Here is a 19,615-nt window from a genome sequence, read left to right as displayed (position 1 = left end):
TACCGTTAACTGAAAGGAGTACAGGGACATGGTGGCTTACTCATTTGTATTATTGGCACTGGCCGTCAGCCTGGACAGTTTTGGAGCAGGATTAACGTATGGAATGAAATCCATTAAAATTCCTTTTCGCTCGATACTAATCATCGCCATTTGTTCAGCAGTTACCTTCTTACTTTCAATGTTTCTTGGATTTACGCTAGAACGATTTATCACTCCAAAAACAGGTGAGATTTTAGGCGGCCTCATTCTTCTCGGAATCGGCATCTACTCTTTATGGCAGGTTTTTTTACCAGAGAAAGAAAACATTGAAACAGAACCAAAAAATTTAGTGCTTTTCGAAATAAAATCGCTGGGAATAGTGATCCATATTTTAAAAAAACCTGTCATGGCTGATATAGATAAATCAGGTTCCATTACTGGATGGGAAGCGGTTCTGCTGGGTATTGCATTGTCACTCGATGCTTTCGGAGCGGGAATAGGAGCTGCCTTGATCAATCTTTCGCCTCTATTGACTACAGCATCCATTGCAGTAATGAGTGCTTTGTTCTTATGGGGCGGTATGGCATTGGGGTTATATTTTTTTAATAATACGAATTGGATGAAACGTTTATCTGTTTTGCCAGGCATTCTACTGATTGTTATGGGTTTATTAAGAATGTAACAGGAGGAAAACCATTGATTATAGGATTAACAGGCGGAATCGCAACCGGAAAATCTACAGCCAGTCGTATCTTAAGCGAACAAGGGATACCTGTCATAGATGCTGATCTTATTGCAAGAGAAGTTGTTATGCCTGAAAAAGATGCTTACAAAAAAATCATTGCGTTTTTTGGAGATGAAATTCTTTTAGCTGATAAAACTTTAAACAGAGCAAAATTAGGAGAAATCATTTTTAATGACGCTGAAAAACGACAAAAGTTGAATGAAATCGTTCACCCGGCTGTACGGAAAGAAATGAAAAACCAGGCTGAACGATATTTGAGCAGGGGTAATCCTTTAGTGGTCATGGATATCCCTTTATTATTTGAGAGTAAACTTACCCATATGGTTGATAAAACATGGCTGATTTATACTCATCCAAACATTCAGCTTAAACGTTTAATGGAGCGGGATGGCTATACGGAAGAACAAGCTTTATCAAGGATAACAGCTCAGATGCCTATTGATGAGAAAAAAGAGTTAGCTGATGTTGTGATTGAAAATAATGAAACAATAGAAGAATTAAAACAAAAATTAATTCTTCAACTTCAAGAAGTTATGAACACTGACTCCAAAATATAATTATGTAAGAAAACGGTCCTCGGCAGAGGACCTTTTTTTGTTATTGAGTCTGATTTGCGAGGAATTAGGTCTTCTTATTTAGGAATTACGTCTAAATCAAGATTATTAGGTCAAATTCGAAATAAACACCGTAACAAAACTTGAAATCTCCACCCACCGTAAAAGGAAGGCTCAATTCAAAAAGCAGCCTTTTTTTCACCAATTCGTGCCTCTTTTTTGCCTAATTTCAATAAAAGTGTGTTCTTTTTAACGTGTATTATGATATACTAATTGCAGAGAGAGACTCTATAAAGTATAACACATTGGAAGGAGCAGCTTCATGAAAGCAAAAATTGCAATTAATGGCTTGGGGAGAATCGGAAGAATGGTCTTCCGCAAAATGATGGAGAATGATGATTTCGAGGTTGTAGCTGTTAATGCCAGCTATCCAGCAGAAACACTTGCTCATATGATTAAATACGATTCCATACATGGGACTTTTCCAGGAGATGTTGTAGCTGCAGAAGATGCCCTTTTTATTAATGGAAAAAAAGTAATATTAGTAAATTCCCGCGATCCTCGTGAGTTACCTTGGGGTGATCTAGGAATTGATATCGTAATAGAAGCGACTGGAAAATTTGTATCACAAGAAACAGCTGGACTTCATATAGATGCCGGTGCTAAAAAAGTAATCATCACAGCTCCAGGCAAGAATGAAGATATTACAATTGTTATGGGCGTAAATGACAGCGATTACATTTCGTCAGAACACCATATCATTTCGAATGCTTCATGTACGACTAACTGTCTCGCCCCTGTTATAAAAGTACTGGATGATCAGTTCGGCGTTCAATCAGGTATGATGACAACGGTACATGCTTATACAAATGATCAAAAAAATATAGATAACCCGCACAAGGACTTAAGACGTGCCCGTGCATGCGGAACATCTATCATTCCAACTTCAACAGGAGCAGCTAAAGCGATTGCGAAAGTACTTCCGCATCTAGAAGGTAAATTGAATGGAATGGCACTTAGAGTTCCTACACCAAATGTATCCTTAGTAGATGTGGTGATAGAGTTAAAAACACCTGTATCAAAAGACCAAGTGAATCATGCATTCCAATCTGCCGCTGATGGATCCATGAAAGGCGTTTTGGGATACAGTGATCTTCCTTTAGTGTCGATTGATTACAACGGAAATGAAAACTCTTCTATTGTAGATGGATTATCAACGATGGTTATGGATGGTAATAAAGTTAAAGTATTAGCTTGGTATGATAATGAATGGGGCTATTCTTGCCGAGTGGTTGATTTAGCGAAGCTTGTAGCAAATGCTCTTTACAGCGAAATGCCTTTAGAAAAGAACGCATCTGTTTCCTAAAGATTATAATGTGTAAGATTTAGAAGCCGGGAATTTCCCCCGGCTTCTTTACGTTTGGCGCAATATGCATTTTCAAAAAAACTATTTAAAAAATTTACCTTGAGTTATTGCAAATCATTTTTAAAAGAAGTATACTATGTTTCGTGAACTTCAAATAAAGCAAACTAAGGCATTGAATGCTACTTAAAGGGTTAGGACCTCTTTGGACTAACTTGCCCCCGTGGTAGATGTTCGATACCGCATGCTTGAAGGCATGATTATTTTTAAAAGGGGGACTATGCTAATGGATACAATGGGAAGACACGTAATTGCTGAGTTATGGGGTTGTGATTCTGAAAAATTAAATGACATGAAGTTTATTGAAGAGACATTTGTAGATGCTGCATTGAAAGCTGGTGCAGAAATTCGTGAGGTGGCTTTTCATAAATTTGCTCCGCACGGTGTAAGTGGAGTAGTCATTATTTCTGAATCTCATCTAACTATTCACAGTTTTCCTGAGCATGGTTATGCAAGTATTGATGTTTATACGTGTGGAGATCGTATTGATCCCAACGTAGCTGCTGATTATATTTCAGAAGCGTTAGGCGCTAAAAAACGTGAAAATCTGGAAGTTCCTCGTGGAATGGGTCCAGTCGCCTTTACCAAATCAAAAGTTACTGCTCAATAATTTAAACAGAATGTAAGCGGGGTGTGAAATTTCACACCTCTTTTTTATTTTTTCTGTTTTGAGCCTTTAATTTATATATAATAGAGAAAAATGCGATATAAATTATGTTGTTTTGGAGGATTGCTATGTTTAGAAAGCTTCAAAATCTACTGGGAAATCACGCAGAAACGAGCGAACGTCATGTGGACGAAAGGCTTCAAACCCATTACTTTAAAGCTAGCAAGACAAAAGTGATGAACGAATTAAAACAAATCTTAGAAGAAGAAACAAACTTTAAAGAGCTAGCGTTTTCTGAGGAGAGGGGAGAAGTAACCTTTGAGGTAAAAAAACCTAAAAATGCTTTTGTTGTCGTAAGTATAGTTACTGTTAGACACAATCACACAGCCGTAGACCTGAATGTTTCAACGGAGTCTGCTCTGCCTCTTAATTTTGGCTATAACCAGCGTCTAGTAACAAGTATATATGAAAGATTAAAACAAAGACTTCCATTTTTGGGGACAGCTATGGCTGAAAATTTATAGGAATAGCTTGTCACAAACCTCCCTTTTCTTTAAGATAGATATAGAATAGAAAATTTTTTGGGGATGATTACAATGAGGTGTCCTTCTTGCCAACATAATGGAACAAAAGTGCTTGATTCCAGACCTGTACATAGCGGCCGTTCCATTCGCAGAAGACGGGAATGTGAAGATTGCAGCTATAGATTTACAACATTTGAAACGGTAGAACAAACACCGCTTATCATTGTTAAAAAGGGCGGGGAAAGAGAAGAATTCAGCCGCGAAAAGATCCTTAGAGGGCTTATTAAAGCATGTGAAAAGAGACCTGTCCCCTTAGAAACACTTGAAAATATAGTGGATAATATAGAAAAAGAACTAAGAAACAGTGGTACGTCTGAGGTTTCCAGCACAGCAGTCGGAGAACAGGTGATGGAACATCTCTCAAAAACGGATGAGGTCGCTTATGTTAGATTCGCCTCTGTTTATCGCCAGTTTAAAGATATTAATGTTTTTATTCAAGAACTTAAGGAACTGATTAACAAAGATGAGCGTTAAAGCTTCAGTTGAACAGCTATAACGCTCTTTTATCGTAATAGCGCAACTTTGGCTGACGGATAAACAGAACGTCAGCCACCTTTCTTTCATAGTTAAGAGAATTTTACGCATACAAAGGGTGAAAACGATGACGGTACATTTTCAGGAAGTAGTGCCCGTTGATACTTATTCCGTCCAGTGCAAAGGCTTATTGAATGAGGTTGATCAAAACGTACTTACTTTGCTCTATCAGCCATTAATTGGCGCATTTGCACATAGCTTATATTTAACGTTATGGTCTGAAGCTAAAATGAAACACAGTCCCAAAAAACATCAGCATCTCATGAACGTAACGCAATTTTCTTTAAAAGATATATTGACCGGAAGAAAAAAGCTTGAGGCGATCGGATTGTTAAAGACGCTGAAAAAAGAGGGTGAGGACGCGAGGGAATATCTCTATGATCTACAGATGCCCCTTTCTCCAAAAGCATTCTTTACAGATGGTTTCCTTAGTATCTATTTATTCAATCGACTTGGGCAAACCAAGTTTAATGAGATCAGGGAATCCTTTTTAATTCCGCAAGTAGATTCAACCGGCTTTACTGACGTAACGGCATCATTTAGTGATGTCTTTACCTCCTTGCATCCTTCTGAAATGACTTCAAGGAGTTACGCTGAAATCAATGAGAAGGTTACTTCTGAAAATGTTTCATATTTAGAAAAGGGAGTAGAGAGCAAGGTTAACTTAGGTGAGTCTGACTTTGACTTTGAAGCAATGGCTAATCAAATTTCAACATTTGTTGTTCCGAAAGAAGTAATAACACCAAAACTTAAAGAAGCTATCTATAAACTAGCTTATATCTATCAGCTTGAGCCGATGGACATGAGCAGACAGATACAAAATGTGTATTATTCTACAGGGGATATTACAGTTGAAGATCTGCAAAGAGAGATTCAAAAGTGGTATCGATTTGAACATGAAGAGGGACTGCCTGTACTCGCTTTAAGGACACAGCCTGTGCACCTTAAAGCACTTCAAGGAATGACACCAAAATCAAAAGAGGAAGAACTTATTAAATACTTTGAAGAAGTTTCACCGTTTCATCTGTTAGAAGATTATAGCGGAACAACTCCTTCTGAAGTTGATTTGAAGCTTGTTGCCTATTGCATGTTAGATCAAAACTTAACACCTGGTGTAACAAATGTTTTATTAGATTATGTCTTATCAGGAAATGACATGAAACTTGCCAAGGGACTAATAGAACGCATATCATCACATTGGGCTCGGAAAAAGGTACAGACAGTTCCAGAAGCGATGGCGCTTGCGCGTGAGGAAAAAAGAAAAGCAAAAGAATGGCAAGAAAAGAAAACATCAAAACCTAAGTATTACAATCGAGATCAAAAGCCAAATGTGTCTGTTCCGGATTGGCTGAAACCAGAAAAAAATCAGTCAGCAGAAGATAAAAGCAGCAACACGGCAAATGAAGATGAAAATCGTAAGTGGCTTGAAAGTTTGTTAAATAATTCGAAATAAGGGGGGAATGAACGTGGAATCAATAAAGGAATCTGTGAAGCAAATGCCGGGATTTGATAAATTTCAGGAAAAATTTGAATCAATGAAACAACAAGTCCTTACAGATCCAAAAGTGATGCGTTTTTTAAGAGAAAACCCTGATATTTCAGATGCTCATGCAGCAAAATTATTATCTAGTTTTTATACGTTTAAAAATGAACAGCAGGCATGCAGCAATTGTCCTGGTCTAGAAAAGTGTCCGAACTTGATGCAAGGTTATCGGTCAGAGCTTACAAGAGTGAGACAGACTGTGGAACTCCGGTACAAGCCTTGTGAGCTGAAGGTACACGATGAACAGAAAAAATCGATGGCATCACTCATTAAGAGTTATTTTATACCAAAAGAGATCTTGGGTGCTACGTTCGATCGTCTTTATACACATACCGTTGATGATACGAGACGGAATGCGATTTCTAAAGCGTATGAGTTCGTACAGATGGCGGGAACCAACCAGCAGGTAAAAGGAATCTATTTCTATGGAAAGTTCGGTGTAGGGAAAACTTATCTTCTTGGAGCAATCGCCAATGGTCTTGCTGAAAAAGGTATTCATTCACTGATGGTCCATACACCGGAATTTTTACGAGAGATGAAGCAATCTCTTTCCGATGGAAGTTTTGACACTAAAATGGAACTCTTAAAGACCGTTCCTGTGCTGATGCTTGATGATATCGGAGCAGAGAACATGACGAACTGGGTTCGTGATGAGATTATCGGGGTCATCCTTCAATATCGAATGATGGAAAGGCTACCAACTCTTTATACATCGAATTGTGATTTTGACATGCTGCAGCAGCATTTATCATACTCGCAAAAGGGTGGGCTTGATGAGGTGAAAGCTCTAAGAATCATGGAGCGCATTAAGCATCTCAGTACGCCTGTTTTCATGGGTGGCAATAAAAATTTCCGAGAAGAATTTTAATAGACTTTCTGTCCGTAAACACGGGCAGGGGGTCTTTTTTTATGCTGTTTTTCCTTTTCTTTTGCCTTACAAGCTGTGTCTTCTAGTAAAAATATGATAGGATAAATACATAAGAAATTCGATTCGGAGGTTACCGATGAGTATTGAACCTATTTTACAAAAAGCCTTAGATGGAGAACGATTATCTGTTGAAGATGCCGTTAAACTATATGAAAGTGATGAAGTAGAACGTATGGGAGAAGTTGCTGACATCATTATGAAAAGGTGGCACCCAGATCCTGTTACTACTTTTGTAATTGGACGCAACGTGAACTACACAAACTTTTGTGATACATATTGCAGATTTTGTGCCTTTTACCGTCCTCCTGGAAGTGAAGAAGGATATGTACTGGATGATGAAATTATTTTTCAAAAAATCCAGGAAACGGTTGATGTTGGCGGTACAGAAATATTAATGCAGGGTGGAACGAACCCCAACCTGCCGTTTAGCTATTATACGAATCTATTAAGAGAGATTAAAAAGCGCTTTGATATTACGATGCATTCTTTCTCGCCAGCTGAAGTGTGGAAGATGGTTGAGGTATCAGGATTATCATTGGAAGAGGTTCTTCGGGAATTAAAAGAAGCGGGTCTTGACTCACTGCCTGGCGGAGGAGCGGAGATTCTTGATGATCGTACACGGAAAAAAATCAGCAGATTAAAAGGTTCATGGACTGAGTGGATCGATTGTATGAAAACAGCTAAAAAAGTAGGTCTGCATTCAACGGCTACGATGGTTATCGGATTTGGGGAAACGTTTGAGGAAAGAGCTCTTCATTTACAGAGAGTACGGGATGCTCAAGATGAAACGAACTGCTTCCTTGCTTTTATCTCTTGGACTTTCCAACCGGATAATACCAATATGAAAGCTGAAAAAACGACACCTAGAGAATATCTGAAGAATGTGGCCATCTCGCGAATTTTCTTGGATAACATTCCAAACTTCCAATCTTCATGGGTAACGATGGGACCTGAAGTTGGTAAAAAATCTCTTCATTACGGATGCAACGACTTTGGAAGTACGATGATGGAGGAGAACGTTGTTTCTGCTGCAGGAACGACGCATAAAGTAAACACGAACTTAACACTTCGTCTTATCCGTGAAGCAGGGAAAATTCCTGCTCAGCGAAACACGAAATACGAAATTCTTCGTACTTTTAAAGATGAAGAGAACGCGGAAAAAGATTTTGTTATGCAAAACTAATACAAGAACACCTGACAGCATTTCTTCAATGTGTCAGGTGTTTTTTTAGTTCAGATACCGTTATGACATTTGTCACAGCGGTATTTTTTTATTGCACGTATTCTGTAAGTGTGAAATGTAAGGGGGAATGAAGATGGCTCAACTGCAAAGAAAGACGAATAAGAAAGTAAAGGTGAAAAAAGAAAATGAATTGCTAGGAACACTCCTTTCCGTTATGGGTGTGGGTCTGTTTATCGTTTTGTCGTGGGGCGCTGTTTACTTGCTGTATCTATCTAGATAGGAGGTTTTAAAGATGCATATGCATAAATACGAAAAAATTTGGCTTTGGTCGGGAGCAGTATGTTTAACGGTCTTTTTATTAATTGTAGGTGTCTCAGCTTATGCGATGGGCAATCAGCCTCCTAGCCATATGGAAACAATCGACCCTAAAGAAGCGGCTGTAACAGCACCATTCGATAAACCTAGAATGACGAAGGTCGGTGACCAGGAGTATGAAGCTATTATGTTAGCGCAAGCTTTCACATTTACACCTTCTAAAATGACCGTTCCTAAAGGATCTACCGTTCATTTTAAAGTGACGAGTACAGATGTTGTTCATGGTTTCCAGATTCCTTCAACAAATGTAAACATGATGGTAACCCCAGGATATGTGAGCAAAATTTCATATACTTTTGAGGAACCTGGCAAATATCTTATTCTTTGTAATGAATATTGTGGAGTAGGTCATCAAGTAATGGCGGTGACATTGGAGGTGATGTCATGATTGATAAAAGAGATGCAAAGTTAAGTCTGTTTTTTTTAAGTATTAGTTTTCTGGCTTTATTTATAGGTGCCATAGCAGGTCTGTTACAGACACTGGTGAGAAGCGGAACGATCGAGCTTCCGCTATCAATCGGATATTATCAATTGTTAACGGCACATGGTGTTTTATTAGCACTTATATTTACAACTTTCTTTATCGTTGGCTTTTTATATGCGGGAATAAGCAAAACGATGGGAGCACTTTATGATGTTCCAAGAAGAACGGGATGGCTTGGCTTTGTCATGATGACTTTTGGAACGATCTTAGCAACCATCTTTATTCTGTTGAACAAAGCTACTGTGCTTTATACGTTCTACGCTCCGCTGCAGGCATCACCGTGGTTTTATGTAGCACTCGTTCATGTCGTAGTAGGGAGTTGGCTATGCGCTTTCTCCATGTGGAATCAGTATTATATTTGGAAGAAAAAAACGAATAACAAACTGTCGCCTCTGTTTAGCTACATGGCTGTTATGACGATGGCCTTATGGTTTATTGCAACTTTAGGTGTTGCTGCTACCATCCTCCTGCAGTTCATTCCCTGGTCGATCGGCTGGGTAGATAAGATTGATATCTTAATCAGCCGGACGCTGTTCTGGTACTTTGGGCACCCACTCGTGTATTTTTGGCTTCTTCCCGCTTATATGTGCTGGTATGTGGTCATTCCAAAAATTATTGGAGGAAAAATATTCAGTGATGCATTAGCAAGGCTTGCCTTCGTGCTCTTTCTTTTATTTAGTATTCCAGTAGGCTTTCACCATCAGCTATTAGAACCTGGTATCTCGCATTCATGGAAGTTTTTCCAAGTCGTTCTTACATTTATGGTAATCGTTCCTTCATTAATGACTGCATTTTCTATGTTTGCCGTTTTTGAAACAGCAGGCAGGAAAAAAGGTGCAAGAGGTCTTTTTGGGTGGGTAAAAGTTTTACCATGGAAAGATGTACGTTTCTTTGCGCCGATGATGGGTATGCTGATTTTTGTACCCGCAGGGGCTGGGGGAATCATTAACGCGAGTCACCAATTAAACCAGGTTATTCATAATACCTTATGGGTAACTGGACACTTTCATCTAACAGTAGCTTCAACGGTTGCACTTACTTTTTTCGGGATCGCCTATTGGCTTGTTCCATATCTGAGTGGAAGAACGCTAACGCCACAAATGAATAAACTTGGAATCATTCAGACAATCATGTGGACGATAGGGATGGCCTTTATGTCAGGTGCCATGCATGTAGTAGGTCTGTTTGGAGCACCACGTAGAACTGCTTATACGACATACTCCGATCATCCTCAAGCCTTGGACTGGGTCCCTTACCAAGCAGCGATGGCGATCGGAGGGACGATTCTTTTTCTAGCGATCTTACTATTGATCTATATCATTGGATATCTCGCTTTTAAAGCACCAATAGGGGAGATGGATTTTCCACTTGGTGAGGTAGAAGAGAAAGCGACATCTACTCCAATCATTCTAGAGAATTGGAAGCTCTGGGTAGGCATTTCTGCGGCATTAATCTTCATTGCTTATACGCTGCCATTTTGGCATATGATCGAACATGGACCACCAGGATCCCCAGGTTATAAATTTTGGTAAGTAAAAAGCTTGCAAACTTCATCAAGTTTGCAAGCTTTTCTTTTTTTGTAAGGAAAGAGCTGTCCAGTTTATATGGTTGTAAAAATCAGCTATTTGATTTCCGGTGGTCATGACTTCATATAAAACAGAAACAACACGTTTATCCAATATACTATATAAAAGGTCTTTATGATTTGTATCATATACTGCACATTGGGAACCCTTGGAGTCTTTTAATCGTTTGATTTCCTTAAACGTATGAATGCCGGGAAAAGGAAAAGACTCGTGAAGAATCCAAATCTCTTCAGAGATCGCAAGGGATAATGCAGCATAGATAAAAGATAAAGGCTTCAATCCTTTGTAAAAAGGCGTTAGAATTCGCGCAGAATCTTTTACATAAGGCAAATAAGCGCGGGGCTGTTCGGTTATTACAATGATTTCTTTGAAATAGGGGGTAAGTTCGATGATTATGCGGACGACTGCTGATTTATCACCGTATGATAATGGATTAGATTTGCTGGGCTCGGTAAGTATGACTGCTGCAGTCATTTAGAATCTCTCCTTTTTATAAAGGGTAAAACAAACTTTCAATCTAAGATGTATCAAAAATCACACTTTGTTCACCGTTCAAGTGATTTAAATCACACTTATATGTCATTAAGTGGATTATAATGGAAATACGAGAAGCGGGGAGGTTTAAAGATGGGAGCCTGCAAACAGCAACAAAATTTTTGTTCTTATCAAAATACAGACGTTTTTTCTAAAAATGCCTTTCAATATTTAGAAGGTATTATGTATCCAAAGAAAGTAGAAACCGGTCAATTTTTATTTTTGGATCATGATACAGCTGACAAATTGTTTTATTTACGAAAAGGGCAAATTAAAATTACGAAGGTGACTGAAGAAGGAAAAGAACTAGTTCTTTATATTTTCCAAGAAGGTGATCTAATCGGTGAACTGGGGGTTTCGTCAGTTTCTCGGTATAATTACAGCGCAAAAGCTACCAGAAATTGTGATGTGGGGGTTATTCAGCAAAAAGATCTGGAAACGATCATTTGGCAGCATGGTGAAGTAGCCGTTGAATTCATGAAGTGGATGAGTAACATGCATGGGATAACCCGCTCGAAATTTAGAGATCTTATGCTGTATGGAAAAAAGGGTGCCTTGTGCTCAACCTTAATCAGACTTGCTAATTCTTATGGAAAAATGACCTCTACAGGAATCGCTCTTTCACAGCATTTTACAAACACTGATTTGGCAGAGCTTATAGGAACATCTCGTGAGACAGTTAACCGAATGTTAAGTCAGCTGAAAAAAGAAGGTATTGTGACTTTTGAAGCTGGAGGGATGATCAAAATTATCGATTTAGCTTATTTAAAAGAAGCATGCAGCTGTGAGGACTGTCCTCTAGAAATCTGCAGGATATAAGGCTTGTTAAGAATCCCAAACAATTGGGATTTTTTTCTTTTTGAATTTACTATTTGAATTTTCCTTAAATTAAGAATATTGTGTATAATATAAGAGTATTTAGAATAAGGGGGAAAAGTAATGAACATGAAACAAAAATTAAAATGGGGTGTAATCGGATTATCTGCAATATTTATGACTGCATGTGGTGTAGAATCTGGTTCGGATGCTGGTACTAGTTCTGATTCTAAAGCATTAACAATTGGAACAGATGCCGCATATGCTCCTTTTGAATCATTAGAGGGAGAAAAGATTGTTGGGTTTGATGTGGACATGCTTGACGCAGTGATGAAGGAAGCGGGTCTCAAGTATAAAATGAAGAACACTGGGTGGGAACCACTTTTTATTGCATTAAAAAATAAAGAGGTAGATGCAGGGATATCTGCCATTACCATTAATGATGATCGTAAGAAAACCTACGATTTTTCTTCGCCGTATTTTGAATCTATCAATATGATACTTACGAAAGAAGGCTCTTCGATTAAGAGCGCAAAAGATTTACAAGGGAAAAAAGTAAGTGTTCAAAACGGTACGACTGGTCAGGAAGCGTTAGAAAAAATGTTTGGGAAGAGCGGAAATATTAAAAAGTTTGAAAATAACACTTTAGCTATTCAAGCTTTATTAAATGGAGAAGTAGAAGCGGTTGTAGCTGATAATGCGGTTGTGCAGGAATACGCGAAAAATAATCCTGATAAAAAGCTCGTCGCCATCAACGATCCAGAAAATTTTGAGAGTGAATTCTACGGCATTATCTTTCCAAAAGACGGTGAGCATCAAGATGAAGTCAACAAAGCTTTGAAAAAAATCATTGAAAATGGAAAGTATGCTGAAATCTATAAAAAATGGTTTGGTGAAGAACCAAATGTAGATGCATTGAAACAATAATACTTTCAGGAGGTCTACATGGAATTTTCATTTCAAATCATTAGCGAATACATGCCACTCTTTTTGAAAGGTACTTGGATCACGATTCAGCTATCTTTTCTAGGTATTTTATTCGGAACAATATTAGGCTTGTTTATCGGTCTCGGAAAAATGGTAAAAAACCCGTTAATTAACCTTCCTTGTAACTGGTACATAAGTTTCTTCAGAGGAACACCTTTACTTGTGCAGATCTTGTTGATCCATTCAGCAATGATGCCACTTATCATGAAACCGCCTAATGTGTTTATTTCAAGTGTACTAGCCTTGTCTTTAAATGCGGCGGCTTATATAGCAGAAATCTTCCGAGCGGGTATTCAATCGATTGATAAAGGGCAGATGGAAGCAGCTCGATCATTAGGGATGAATCATGTACAAGCTATGAAACATGTTATTCTTCCCCAAGCTTCAAGAAGAATGATCCCACCATTAGGCAATGAATTTATCGTATTAATCAAAGATTCCTCACTCGTTTCCATCATTGCCACACCAGAATTAATGTATTATGCACGAGCGATGATGGGTCAGTATTATCGTCCATGGGAACCCTATATGACTGCAGCTCTTATGTATTTAATCCTTACTCTGGGAATGGCTTACCTTCTTTCTAAAATTGAACGAAGATTTGTTTATGATTAAACAACTCGGTTTCCGGGTTGTTTTTTCCTTGTTAATAACATTTTTCAGGACCTAGTCCCATATATTGTATTATTGAGATTTTATATGGGGGGACTTGCTTGATCACGATTGCTTTTTCACACCCGTCTGACGGAATTGCTGTCCTAAAAAAGATAATCCGGACGGCAACTAAGAAGAATCTTAACCCTTCCTTTGCCAAATTATCTGATCCTTCTTCAAAAATTCTAGAACTGCACATACATGAACATAAAGAATTCATTTTGGATGTGTTAACGGAATTTACAAGGAATAAGGTTGAGGATATTTGCTTAAAGGAAATGATCGAACATGCATTTTTTTATAGTGATACGGCTGAACAAAAAGAGATATTCTCCATAGCTAAGAGTATTATTTTAGGAGAAATTGAAGGAATTCCTGAAGTAAAGAATCTGCCAAGTTTGAGTGGAATCATACGAGACCAGTGGCAGTCTATCTTATCGGAAAAGAGAAATTTCCTAGAATTTGAAGCTTTTATAAAGTTTCGTCTAAAAAGTTATTTAGCAACGTTGCTCAGAGTCGTCGAGTGTGCCATTGATGAATATAAACTGGAGCTTGAGTATCAATCTTTTATTGAACATTTGCGTACATGTTTATCGAAACAAAAATCGATGTTAAAACATGATATAGTCATCCTCTTTGACCATGAAAATGTTGTGATTTTTGATGATAGGCAAAATCAGCTTTCCAAAAAGGAACTTAAGAACCTGCACGATCGGGCATTAAAATTAACGAACGCTGTGAACTTAGATGAACGGCTTCTTGGACCTCTTATCGGATTAGCACCTTCAACGGTCAGTATTTTTGCTTATGATTTAGATCATCCTCTCCTGCAGACAGTGAAAAATATTTTTCAAGAGAAAGTGACCATATCGCCGATTGAAAAGATGACTCTAAAAGATAACCCCTATCCTTATAAAAAAAAGTCATAAACTGTCATCATCCTCTTGCATTTTAAAAAACAACTGCATATAATAAGTTTATAATTTATCATTTAATCAGTATTGATAAGGACATGAAGCAATTTTTACGGTTTATAGAGAGGGAAGTCATGGCTGAAAGCTTCCTAACACGAAAATTTGCTTTACCACCTTGGAACTTCAGCGGTGAAAATGTATTTAGTAATCGCTGACGGCAACAGTCCGTTATCCTGTCCGAGTGCCGTATTTGTTTTCATTTACGGAACAAGGGTGGAACCACGAGATAATCACTCGTCCCTTCTTTAGGGACGGGTGTTTTTTGTTTTATAATTAAAAAGGAGATGTTTTTATGTCGTCAATTCAAATTACATTCCCAGACGGTTCAGTCAAGGAATTTCCAAAAGGGGTTACTTCAGAACAAGTTGCGGAAAGTATCAGCCCTAGTTTAAAGAAAAAAGCAGTAGCAGGGAAAGTAAACGGACAATTATTCGACTTTTCACGTCCGATCGAAGAAGATGCATCTATTGAGATCGTGATGCAAGATTCACCAGAAGGTCTTGAGATGACAAGACACTCAAACGCTCACTTGCTTGCTCAGGCTCTTAAGCGTTTATATCCAGATGTGAAACTTGGGATCGGTCCAGTTATCGATAACGGTTTTTATTACGATGTGGATATGTCGCACAATTTAACACCTGAAGACCTTCCGGCAATCGAAAAAGAAATGAAGAAGATCGTAAACGAAAATCTTCCAATCGTTCGAAAGGAAGTAACACGTGAGGAAGCTCTTGAAATTTATGGAAAACTAAATGACCATTTGAAGCTTGAACTGATTACTGATCTTCCTGAAGGAGAAAAGATTACAATTTATGAGCAAGGCGAGTTCTTTGACCTCTGCCGCGGGCCGCATGTTCCTTCGACTGGAAAGGTTAAGGCGTATAAACTGATGAGCATCTCAGGGGCATATTGGCGAGGGGATAGTGACAACCAAATGCTTCAGCGGATCTATGGGGCGGCATTCTTGAGTCAAAAAGATTTAGATGAATATCTACACTTTATTGAAGAGGCACAAAAACGCGATCACCGTAAACTTGGAAAAGAACTAGAACTCTTCATGTTCTCAGAAGAAGCACCTGGAATGCCGTTCTATCTTCCTAACGGACAAACAATTCGTACAGAGCTTGAAAATTTCTCTCGTGAACTTCAGCGTCAAGTAGATTATGATGAAGTGCGCACACCATTTATGATGAACCAACGTTTATGGGAGCAATCAGGCCACTGGGATCACTATCATGAAAACATGTATTTCTCTGAAGTAGATAATACGAAGTTCGCGATGAAACCAATGAACTGCCCTGGTCACATGCTTATCTTTAAAAATAAACTACATTCATACAGAGACCTGCCAGTGCGTATGGCTGAATTCGGTCAAGTACATCGCCATGAATACAGTGGTGCGTTGAACGGTATGATCCGTGTACGTACATTCTGCCAGGATGATGCACATATTTTTGTAACTCCACAACAGATTGAAAGTGAAATCAAGAACGTATTTAAATTGGTTGATAAAATTTACAGCACATTTGGATTTGAATATTCTGTAGAACTCTCTACTCGTCCTGAAGATTCTATGGGTGACGACCGTCTATGGGAACAAGCTGAAGGTGCATTGAAAAATGTATTAGAAGACCTTGGTATGAATTACCACCTTAACGAAGGGGATGGAGCGTTCTACGGTCCGAAAATTGACTTCCACATTAAAGATGCGCTTAAGAGAAGCCATCAGTGTGCGACGATTCAATTAGACTTCCAGATGCCAGAAAAGTTCGACCTTACTTACGTAGATGAAAATAACCAAAAGGTACGTCCTGTTGTTATTCACCGTGCGATCTACGGTTCGATCGACCGTTTCTTAGGAATCTTGGTTGAACACTTTGCTGGGGCGTTCCCAACATGGCTTGCACCTGTTCAAGTTAAACTGATTCCGGTGTCTGATGTTCACAACGAGTATGCATACAAGCTTCAAGAAGACTTGAAACAGCATGCCGTACGTGTTGAAATCGACACAAGAAATGAGAAGATGGGTTATAAGATCCGTGAAGCTCAAATGAAGAAGATTCCTTATATGCTCGTACTGGGGGATAAAGAGATCGAGGATCAAGCAGTAAATGTACGTAAATATGGTGAGCAAAAATCTGAGACTGTTTCTTATGAAGCTTTCAAAGAAAAGATTTTGTCTCAAATTAACGAAAAGAGATAAATAAGTTCAAGAGCAGCTGGTGTCAATCGGCTGCTCTTTTTGTTCTTGTGAATTTTTTGTTAGGTGAAGGTATAAAAGACATGTCTCATTAACTTTCTAAAAAAAACTCTTGCAATACGTTTTAAAACGAAGTAAAATTAATTTCGTTGCATTATTACATGCGTTGTTTGACACATTTCACACCAATATGTTATAGTATGTAAGGTTAATAAAATAAGGTTGAAGCTAAAAGCAGAAGCACCCGCTTCTCACCTGATTCGACGCCTCTATTGGCTGTTGATGGGTAGATGGAATTCAGGCATGTCTTAGTACATAGCCGGTTTACGTGTGGGTGAATTATGCGCCGACGCTTTTTTTATTTGCAGAAATAACAAGTCGGGTGTTTTTGACACTCACTGAAAAAATTTGGAGGTGACTTACTATTAGTAAGGACATGTCTGTCAATGAAGGCATTCGTGCTCGTGAGGTCCGCTTAATCGGTCCTGATGGAAGCCAGCTTGGCATTAAAACAAGACAAGAAGCTCTAGACCTTGCGGCAAACGCAAATCTTGACCTAGTGCTCGTTGCTGCAAATGCAAAACCGCCAGTATGTCGTATTATGGACTACGGTAAGTTTAAATACGAGCAACAGCGTAAAGAGCGTGAAGCACGCAAGAATCAAAAAGTTATTACGACGAAAGAAATTCGTCTTAGTCCAACAATTGAGGAAAACGACTTCAATACGAAGCTTAGAAATGCCCGTAAGTTCCTTGAAAAAGGCGACAAAGTAAAGGCAAGTATTCGTTTCCGTGGACGTGCAATCACTCATTCTCAAATCGGAAAAACGGTATTGGAGAAATTAGCGAAAGAATGTGAAGATCTTTCTACGGTGGAAACTCGCCCGAAAATGGAAGGTCGAAGCATGTTTCTAATCCTAGCGCCTAAAACCGAAAAATAATTTCTACCAGGGAGGAAACCATTATGCCTAAAATGAAAACTCATAAAGGTGCTGCAAAGCGCTTTAGAAAAACTGGATCAGGTAAATTAAAGCGTGCACGCGCTTTTACTAGTCACTTGTTTGCTAACAAGTCTACAAAAGCAAAGCGTAAGCTTCGTAAAGCTAAGCTTGTTCACAGTGGTGACTACAAACGTATCCGCACATTGTTAACTTACAAAAAACGTTAATCAAACGATCAGTTGATTTAAAAATAGGAGGTTTTTAATATGCCAAGAGTAAAAGGTGGCTATGTAACACGTCGTCGTCGTAAAAAAGTTCTTAAGCTAGCTAAAGGCTATTTCGGTTCTAAACATAAATTATTTAAAGTAGCACAACAACAAGTATTCAAATCTTTAATGTACGCTTACCGTGACCGTCGTCAAAAGAAGCGTGACTTCCGTAAGCTTTGGATTACTCGTATCAATGCTGCTGCACGCACAAATGGTCTTTCTTACAGCCGTTTAATGCACGGTCTTAAACTTGCGGGTATCGACATCAACCGTAAGATGCTTTCTGAAATCGCGATTACTGACGAAAAAGCTTTCGCAGAATTAGCTTCAAAAGCAAAAGAAAGCCTAAAAGCATAAATTTAACTAATAGAAAAGATCATTTCCTCAATGGATGGAGATGATCTTTTTTTATTCTGAAGGGAAAAGGGATAAGGTGTTTATTTTATATTTAATTATCATGAATATAGTTGCTTACTTGGTCATGAAAAAAGACAAATTTTCTGCACAAGAAGGTCATTGGCGAACTCCTGAATCAAGGTTATGGATGCTCGCTATCGCTGGAGGAGCTCCTGGTATGTGGCTTGCGATGAAGAAGTTCCGACATAAAACGAAACATCCGTCATTCCGTAACGGTTTGCCGATATTGAGTCTATTTATAACCGCTATCGTTGGCTGGTTTTTATAAAATGATTATTCCTGCTGTAAATATCGTTTGTCTTTTAAGAATAAACGCCAGAAAATATAGAAACCTGGTGTTAATATGGCGAGCCCCACTATATACATAATCATTAATGAATAGAACGTTTCAGTAGCAGTAAAGGCCTCATAGATGGTTAGGTCAGGATAGACGATATAAGGCAGATGTGCCAATCCATATCCAACGCTTGCCAGTCCATATTGCAGTACTGTTGCTAACAGTGTAAATCTTGGCCGTCCAATTCCTGGGCGGTTTTGTGTTGGCCACCAAAGTGAAAGATAGGCTATGCCGAATGAGATTAAGGACAGTATAAACCAAATTTTATGTTCCATTAAATGATCAATAAGCCAGCCTGCTTCTGGTGCCATAAAAAGTAGAGTGAATAGAGCGGATACGAGTGTCAGCGGACCAAGAATAATAGCATTTCCACGATACAGCTGGTAGGCATTCTCTCTGTTGGAAACACGCGAATAGTCAGCTAAAAAAAGAGAAGATAAGTACAACTCAGACGTCAACCCGAACAGCACATACAGATACAATGTAGGGCTGGAAAAAAGCTTCCCTAACAATAGGCTCTGAGTTCCTCCATGCATACTGATAAATCCGCCTTGTGAAATAGGAAGCACAGCGATTAATAAAGACGGAATTAATAGTCCGGAAATTCCCGAAATAAAGAACATCGTCTTACGGTAGCCTTGCACGGAATAGGAAAACACCATAAAGGCACTCCGGATCGCCAGTAAAAAAAGGATCAGGGATACTGGGACAAGCATGACTGTTCCGAGTGTATAGGCACCTTTTGGGAAGAAACCTACAAAGGCTACAACCAAAAGGACGAGGAACGTATTTGTAATCTCCCAAGTGGGTGAAAGAAAACGATTTGCGATCTTTCCGGCCATCGTTTTGTGGTTGTTATAAACCATCGCCCAAAATCCTGCGCCAAAATCTATCGAGCCAAAAATACTGTAAACAAAGATAAAACTCCACATGATGAGGATCGCAAGCACCTCTTCACTCAT

Annotated in this window: 23 protein-coding genes and 2 other annotated features; of the genes, 21 read left to right on the top strand and 2 right to left on the bottom strand. The window is 38.7% G+C overall.

Translation table 11 applies throughout. The annotated features are described in order from the left end of the window. Nucleotides 1-28: 28 nt before the first annotated feature. From ytaF to M3206_RS04860, 12 genes are all read left to right on the top strand, one after another. Entirely contained in the window at nt 29-661 is a 633-nt protein-coding gene (ytaF, locus tag M3206_RS04915; protein WP_251311377.1) for a sporulation membrane protein YtaF, read from the top strand. Nucleotides 662-675: 14 nt separating this feature from the next. Then, the gene (gene coaE, locus M3206_RS04910) at nt 676-1,281 is read left to right on the top strand and encodes a dephospho-CoA kinase (protein WP_251311376.1); all 606 of its coding nucleotides are present in this window, start codon (nt 676-678) and stop codon (nt 1,279-1,281) included. Nucleotides 1,282-1,600: 319 nt separating this feature from the next. Then, complete coding sequence (locus M3206_RS04905) at nt 1,601-2,644, top strand: glyceraldehyde-3-phosphate dehydrogenase (protein WP_251311375.1); 1,044 nt, start codon at nt 1,601-1,603, stop codon at nt 2,642-2,644. A 283-nt stretch (nt 2,645-2,927) separates the two neighbouring features. After that, the gene (gene speD, locus M3206_RS04900) at nt 2,928-3,311 is read left to right on the top strand and encodes an adenosylmethionine decarboxylase (RefSeq protein WP_251311374.1); all 384 of its coding nucleotides are present in this window, start codon (nt 2,928-2,930) and stop codon (nt 3,309-3,311) included. 125 nt (nt 3,312-3,436) lie between these two features. Continuing rightward, the gene (locus tag M3206_RS04895; protein ID WP_251311373.1) at nt 3,437-3,832 is read left to right on the top strand and encodes a cytosolic protein; all 396 of its coding nucleotides are present in this window, start codon (nt 3,437-3,439) and stop codon (nt 3,830-3,832) included. 72 nt (nt 3,833-3,904) lie between these two features. Then, nucleotides 3,905-4,366, top strand: a complete 462-nt coding sequence (gene nrdR, locus M3206_RS04890; RefSeq protein WP_130294516.1) for a transcriptional regulator NrdR — start codon at nt 3,905-3,907, stop codon at nt 4,364-4,366. Nucleotides 4,367-4,493: 127 nt separating this feature from the next. After that, nucleotides 4,494-5,879, top strand: a complete 1,386-nt coding sequence (locus M3206_RS04885; RefSeq protein ID WP_251311372.1) for a replication initiation and membrane attachment family protein — start codon at nt 4,494-4,496, stop codon at nt 5,877-5,879. Between the two features lie 13 nt (nt 5,880-5,892). Further along, nucleotides 5,893-6,837: a primosomal protein DnaI gene (dnaI, locus tag M3206_RS04880; RefSeq protein ID WP_251311371.1), complete on the top strand. Its 945-nt coding sequence runs from the start codon at nt 5,893-5,895 to the stop codon at nt 6,835-6,837. 136 nt (nt 6,838-6,973) lie between these two features. Next, nucleotides 6,974-8,080: a cyclic dehypoxanthinyl futalosine synthase gene (mqnC, locus tag M3206_RS04875; protein WP_251311370.1), complete on the top strand. Its 1,107-nt coding sequence runs from the start codon at nt 6,974-6,976 to the stop codon at nt 8,078-8,080. A 133-nt stretch (nt 8,081-8,213) separates the two neighbouring features. Then, nucleotides 8,214-8,360 (top strand): cytochrome c oxidase subunit 2A, encoded by a 147-nt coding sequence (locus M3206_RS04870; RefSeq protein ID WP_251311369.1) that lies wholly within the window; start codon nt 8,214-8,216, stop codon nt 8,358-8,360. Between the two features lie 12 nt (nt 8,361-8,372). Then, nucleotides 8,373-8,843, top strand: a complete 471-nt coding sequence (locus tag M3206_RS04865; RefSeq protein WP_251311368.1) for a cytochrome c oxidase subunit II — start codon at nt 8,373-8,375, stop codon at nt 8,841-8,843. Further along, on the top strand, nt 8,840-10,471 hold the full coding sequence (locus M3206_RS04860; protein WP_251311367.1) for a b(o/a)3-type cytochrome-c oxidase subunit 1: 1,632 nt from the start codon (nt 8,840-8,842) through the stop codon (nt 10,469-10,471). Before M3206_RS04865 ends, M3206_RS04860 begins: the two co-directional genes overlap by 4 nt. 21 nt (nt 10,472-10,492) lie before the next feature. Here M3206_RS04860 and M3206_RS04855 read toward each other — a convergent pair whose 3' ends face one another. Then, complete coding sequence (locus tag M3206_RS04855) at nt 10,493-10,999, bottom strand: hypothetical protein (RefSeq protein ID WP_251311366.1); 507 nt, start codon at nt 10,997-10,999, stop codon at nt 10,493-10,495. 153 nt (nt 11,000-11,152) lie between these two features. On the opposite strand from M3206_RS04855, the gene M3206_RS04850 reads away from it, so the two are divergent. The 9 genes from M3206_RS04850 (at nt 11,153) to M3206_RS04810 (ending at nt 18,584) form a co-directional block, all read left to right on the top strand. Continuing rightward, the gene (locus tag M3206_RS04850) at nt 11,153-11,878 is read left to right on the top strand and encodes a Crp/Fnr family transcriptional regulator (RefSeq protein ID WP_251311365.1); all 726 of its coding nucleotides are present in this window, start codon (nt 11,153-11,155) and stop codon (nt 11,876-11,878) included. Nucleotides 11,879-11,998: 120 nt separating this feature from the next. Beyond that, the gene (locus M3206_RS04845) at nt 11,999-12,802 is read left to right on the top strand and encodes a basic amino acid ABC transporter substrate-binding protein (RefSeq protein ID WP_425590708.1); all 804 of its coding nucleotides are present in this window, start codon (nt 11,999-12,001) and stop codon (nt 12,800-12,802) included. A gap of 18 nt (nt 12,803-12,820) precedes the next feature. Beyond that, nucleotides 12,821-13,477: an amino acid ABC transporter permease gene (locus M3206_RS04840; protein ID WP_251311364.1), complete on the top strand. Its 657-nt coding sequence runs from the start codon at nt 12,821-12,823 to the stop codon at nt 13,475-13,477. A gap of 98 nt (nt 13,478-13,575) precedes the next feature. Then, the gene (gene ytxC, locus M3206_RS04835) at nt 13,576-14,445 is read left to right on the top strand and encodes a sporulation protein YtxC (protein ID WP_251311363.1); all 870 of its coding nucleotides are present in this window, start codon (nt 13,576-13,578) and stop codon (nt 14,443-14,445) included. Nucleotides 14,446-14,508: 63 nt separating this feature from the next. Continuing rightward, nucleotides 14,509-14,735 (top strand) — a binding site (T-box leader). A gap of 47 nt (nt 14,736-14,782) precedes the next feature. After that, nucleotides 14,783-16,693, top strand: a complete 1,911-nt coding sequence (gene thrS / locus M3206_RS04830) for a threonine--tRNA ligase (protein WP_251311362.1) — start codon at nt 14,783-14,785, stop codon at nt 16,691-16,693. A gap of 223 nt (nt 16,694-16,916) precedes the next feature. Beyond that, nucleotides 16,917-17,055, top strand: a sequence feature (ribosomal protein L20 leader region). Nucleotides 17,056-17,126: 71 nt separating this feature from the next. Continuing rightward, the gene (infC, locus tag M3206_RS04825) at nt 17,127-17,630 is read left to right on the top strand and encodes a translation initiation factor IF-3 (RefSeq protein WP_251311361.1); all 504 of its coding nucleotides are present in this window, start codon (nt 17,127-17,129) and stop codon (nt 17,628-17,630) included. A gap of 23 nt (nt 17,631-17,653) precedes the next feature. After that, the gene (gene rpmI, locus M3206_RS04820) at nt 17,654-17,857 is read left to right on the top strand and encodes a 50S ribosomal protein L35 (RefSeq protein WP_188401633.1); all 204 of its coding nucleotides are present in this window, start codon (nt 17,654-17,656) and stop codon (nt 17,855-17,857) included. Between the two features lie 39 nt (nt 17,858-17,896). Then, the gene (gene rplT / locus M3206_RS04815) at nt 17,897-18,256 is read left to right on the top strand and encodes a 50S ribosomal protein L20 (RefSeq protein ID WP_251311360.1); all 360 of its coding nucleotides are present in this window, start codon (nt 17,897-17,899) and stop codon (nt 18,254-18,256) included. A gap of 76 nt (nt 18,257-18,332) precedes the next feature. After that, complete coding sequence (locus M3206_RS04810; protein ID WP_425590707.1) at nt 18,333-18,584, top strand: DUF1294 domain-containing protein; 252 nt, start codon at nt 18,333-18,335, stop codon at nt 18,582-18,584. Between the two features lie 5 nt (nt 18,585-18,589). Here the strand turns inward: M3206_RS04810 and M3206_RS04805 are convergent, their stop codons facing one another. Then, nucleotides 18,590-19,615, bottom strand: a complete 1,026-nt coding sequence (locus M3206_RS04805) for a cytochrome d ubiquinol oxidase subunit II (RefSeq protein ID WP_251311359.1) — start codon at nt 19,613-19,615, stop codon at nt 18,590-18,592.

It is taken from the genome of Fictibacillus phosphorivorans (assembly GCF_023715845.1).
In the GTDB taxonomy this organism is placed as follows: domain Bacteria; phylum Bacillota; class Bacilli; order Bacillales; family Fictibacillaceae; genus Fictibacillus; species Fictibacillus phosphorivorans_D.
This window is presented reverse-complemented; position numbering and strand designations above follow the sequence as displayed.

Coding starts and splice junctions, on each gene's coding strand:
- ytaF (WP_251311377.1), top strand. CDS start 29: ATGGTGGCTTACTCATTTGTATTATTGGCACTGGCCGTCAGCCTGGAC.
- rplT (WP_251311360.1), top strand. CDS start 17,897: ATGCCAAGAGTAAAAGGTGGCTATGTAACACGTCGTCGTCGTAAAAAA.
- thrS (WP_251311362.1), top strand. CDS start 14,783: ATGTCGTCAATTCAAATTACATTCCCAGACGGTTCAGTCAAGGAATTT.
- mqnC (WP_251311370.1), top strand. CDS start 6,974: ATGAGTATTGAACCTATTTTACAAAAAGCCTTAGATGGAGAACGATTA.
- M3206_RS04865 (WP_251311368.1), top strand. CDS start 8,373: ATGCATATGCATAAATACGAAAAAATTTGGCTTTGGTCGGGAGCAGTA.
- M3206_RS04895 (WP_251311373.1), top strand. CDS start 3,437: ATGTTTAGAAAGCTTCAAAATCTACTGGGAAATCACGCAGAAACGAGC.
- M3206_RS04850 (WP_251311365.1), top strand. CDS start 11,153: ATGGGAGCCTGCAAACAGCAACAAAATTTTTGTTCTTATCAAAATACA.
- M3206_RS04870 (WP_251311369.1), top strand. CDS start 8,214: ATGGCTCAACTGCAAAGAAAGACGAATAAGAAAGTAAAGGTGAAAAAA.
- M3206_RS04805 (WP_251311359.1), bottom strand. CDS start 19,615: ATGAGTGAAGAGGTGCTTGCGATCCTCATCATGTGGAGTTTTATCTTT.
- M3206_RS04905 (WP_251311375.1), top strand. CDS start 1,601: ATGAAAGCAAAAATTGCAATTAATGGCTTGGGGAGAATCGGAAGAATG.
- M3206_RS04840 (WP_251311364.1), top strand. CDS start 12,821: ATGGAATTTTCATTTCAAATCATTAGCGAATACATGCCACTCTTTTTG.
- M3206_RS04855 (WP_251311366.1), bottom strand. CDS start 10,999: ATGACTGCAGCAGTCATACTTACCGAGCCCAGCAAATCTAATCCATTA.
- nrdR (WP_130294516.1), top strand. CDS start 3,905: ATGAGGTGTCCTTCTTGCCAACATAATGGAACAAAAGTGCTTGATTCC.
- M3206_RS04845 (WP_425590708.1), top strand. CDS start 11,999: ATGAACATGAAACAAAAATTAAAATGGGGTGTAATCGGATTATCTGCA.
- M3206_RS04860 (WP_251311367.1), top strand. CDS start 8,840: ATGATTGATAAAAGAGATGCAAAGTTAAGTCTGTTTTTTTTAAGTATT.
- rpmI (WP_188401633.1), top strand. CDS start 17,654: ATGCCTAAAATGAAAACTCATAAAGGTGCTGCAAAGCGCTTTAGAAAA.
- infC (WP_251311361.1), top strand. CDS start 17,127: ATGTCTGTCAATGAAGGCATTCGTGCTCGTGAGGTCCGCTTAATCGGT.
- speD (WP_251311374.1), top strand. CDS start 2,928: ATGGATACAATGGGAAGACACGTAATTGCTGAGTTATGGGGTTGTGAT.
- M3206_RS04885 (WP_251311372.1), top strand. CDS start 4,494: ATGACGGTACATTTTCAGGAAGTAGTGCCCGTTGATACTTATTCCGTC.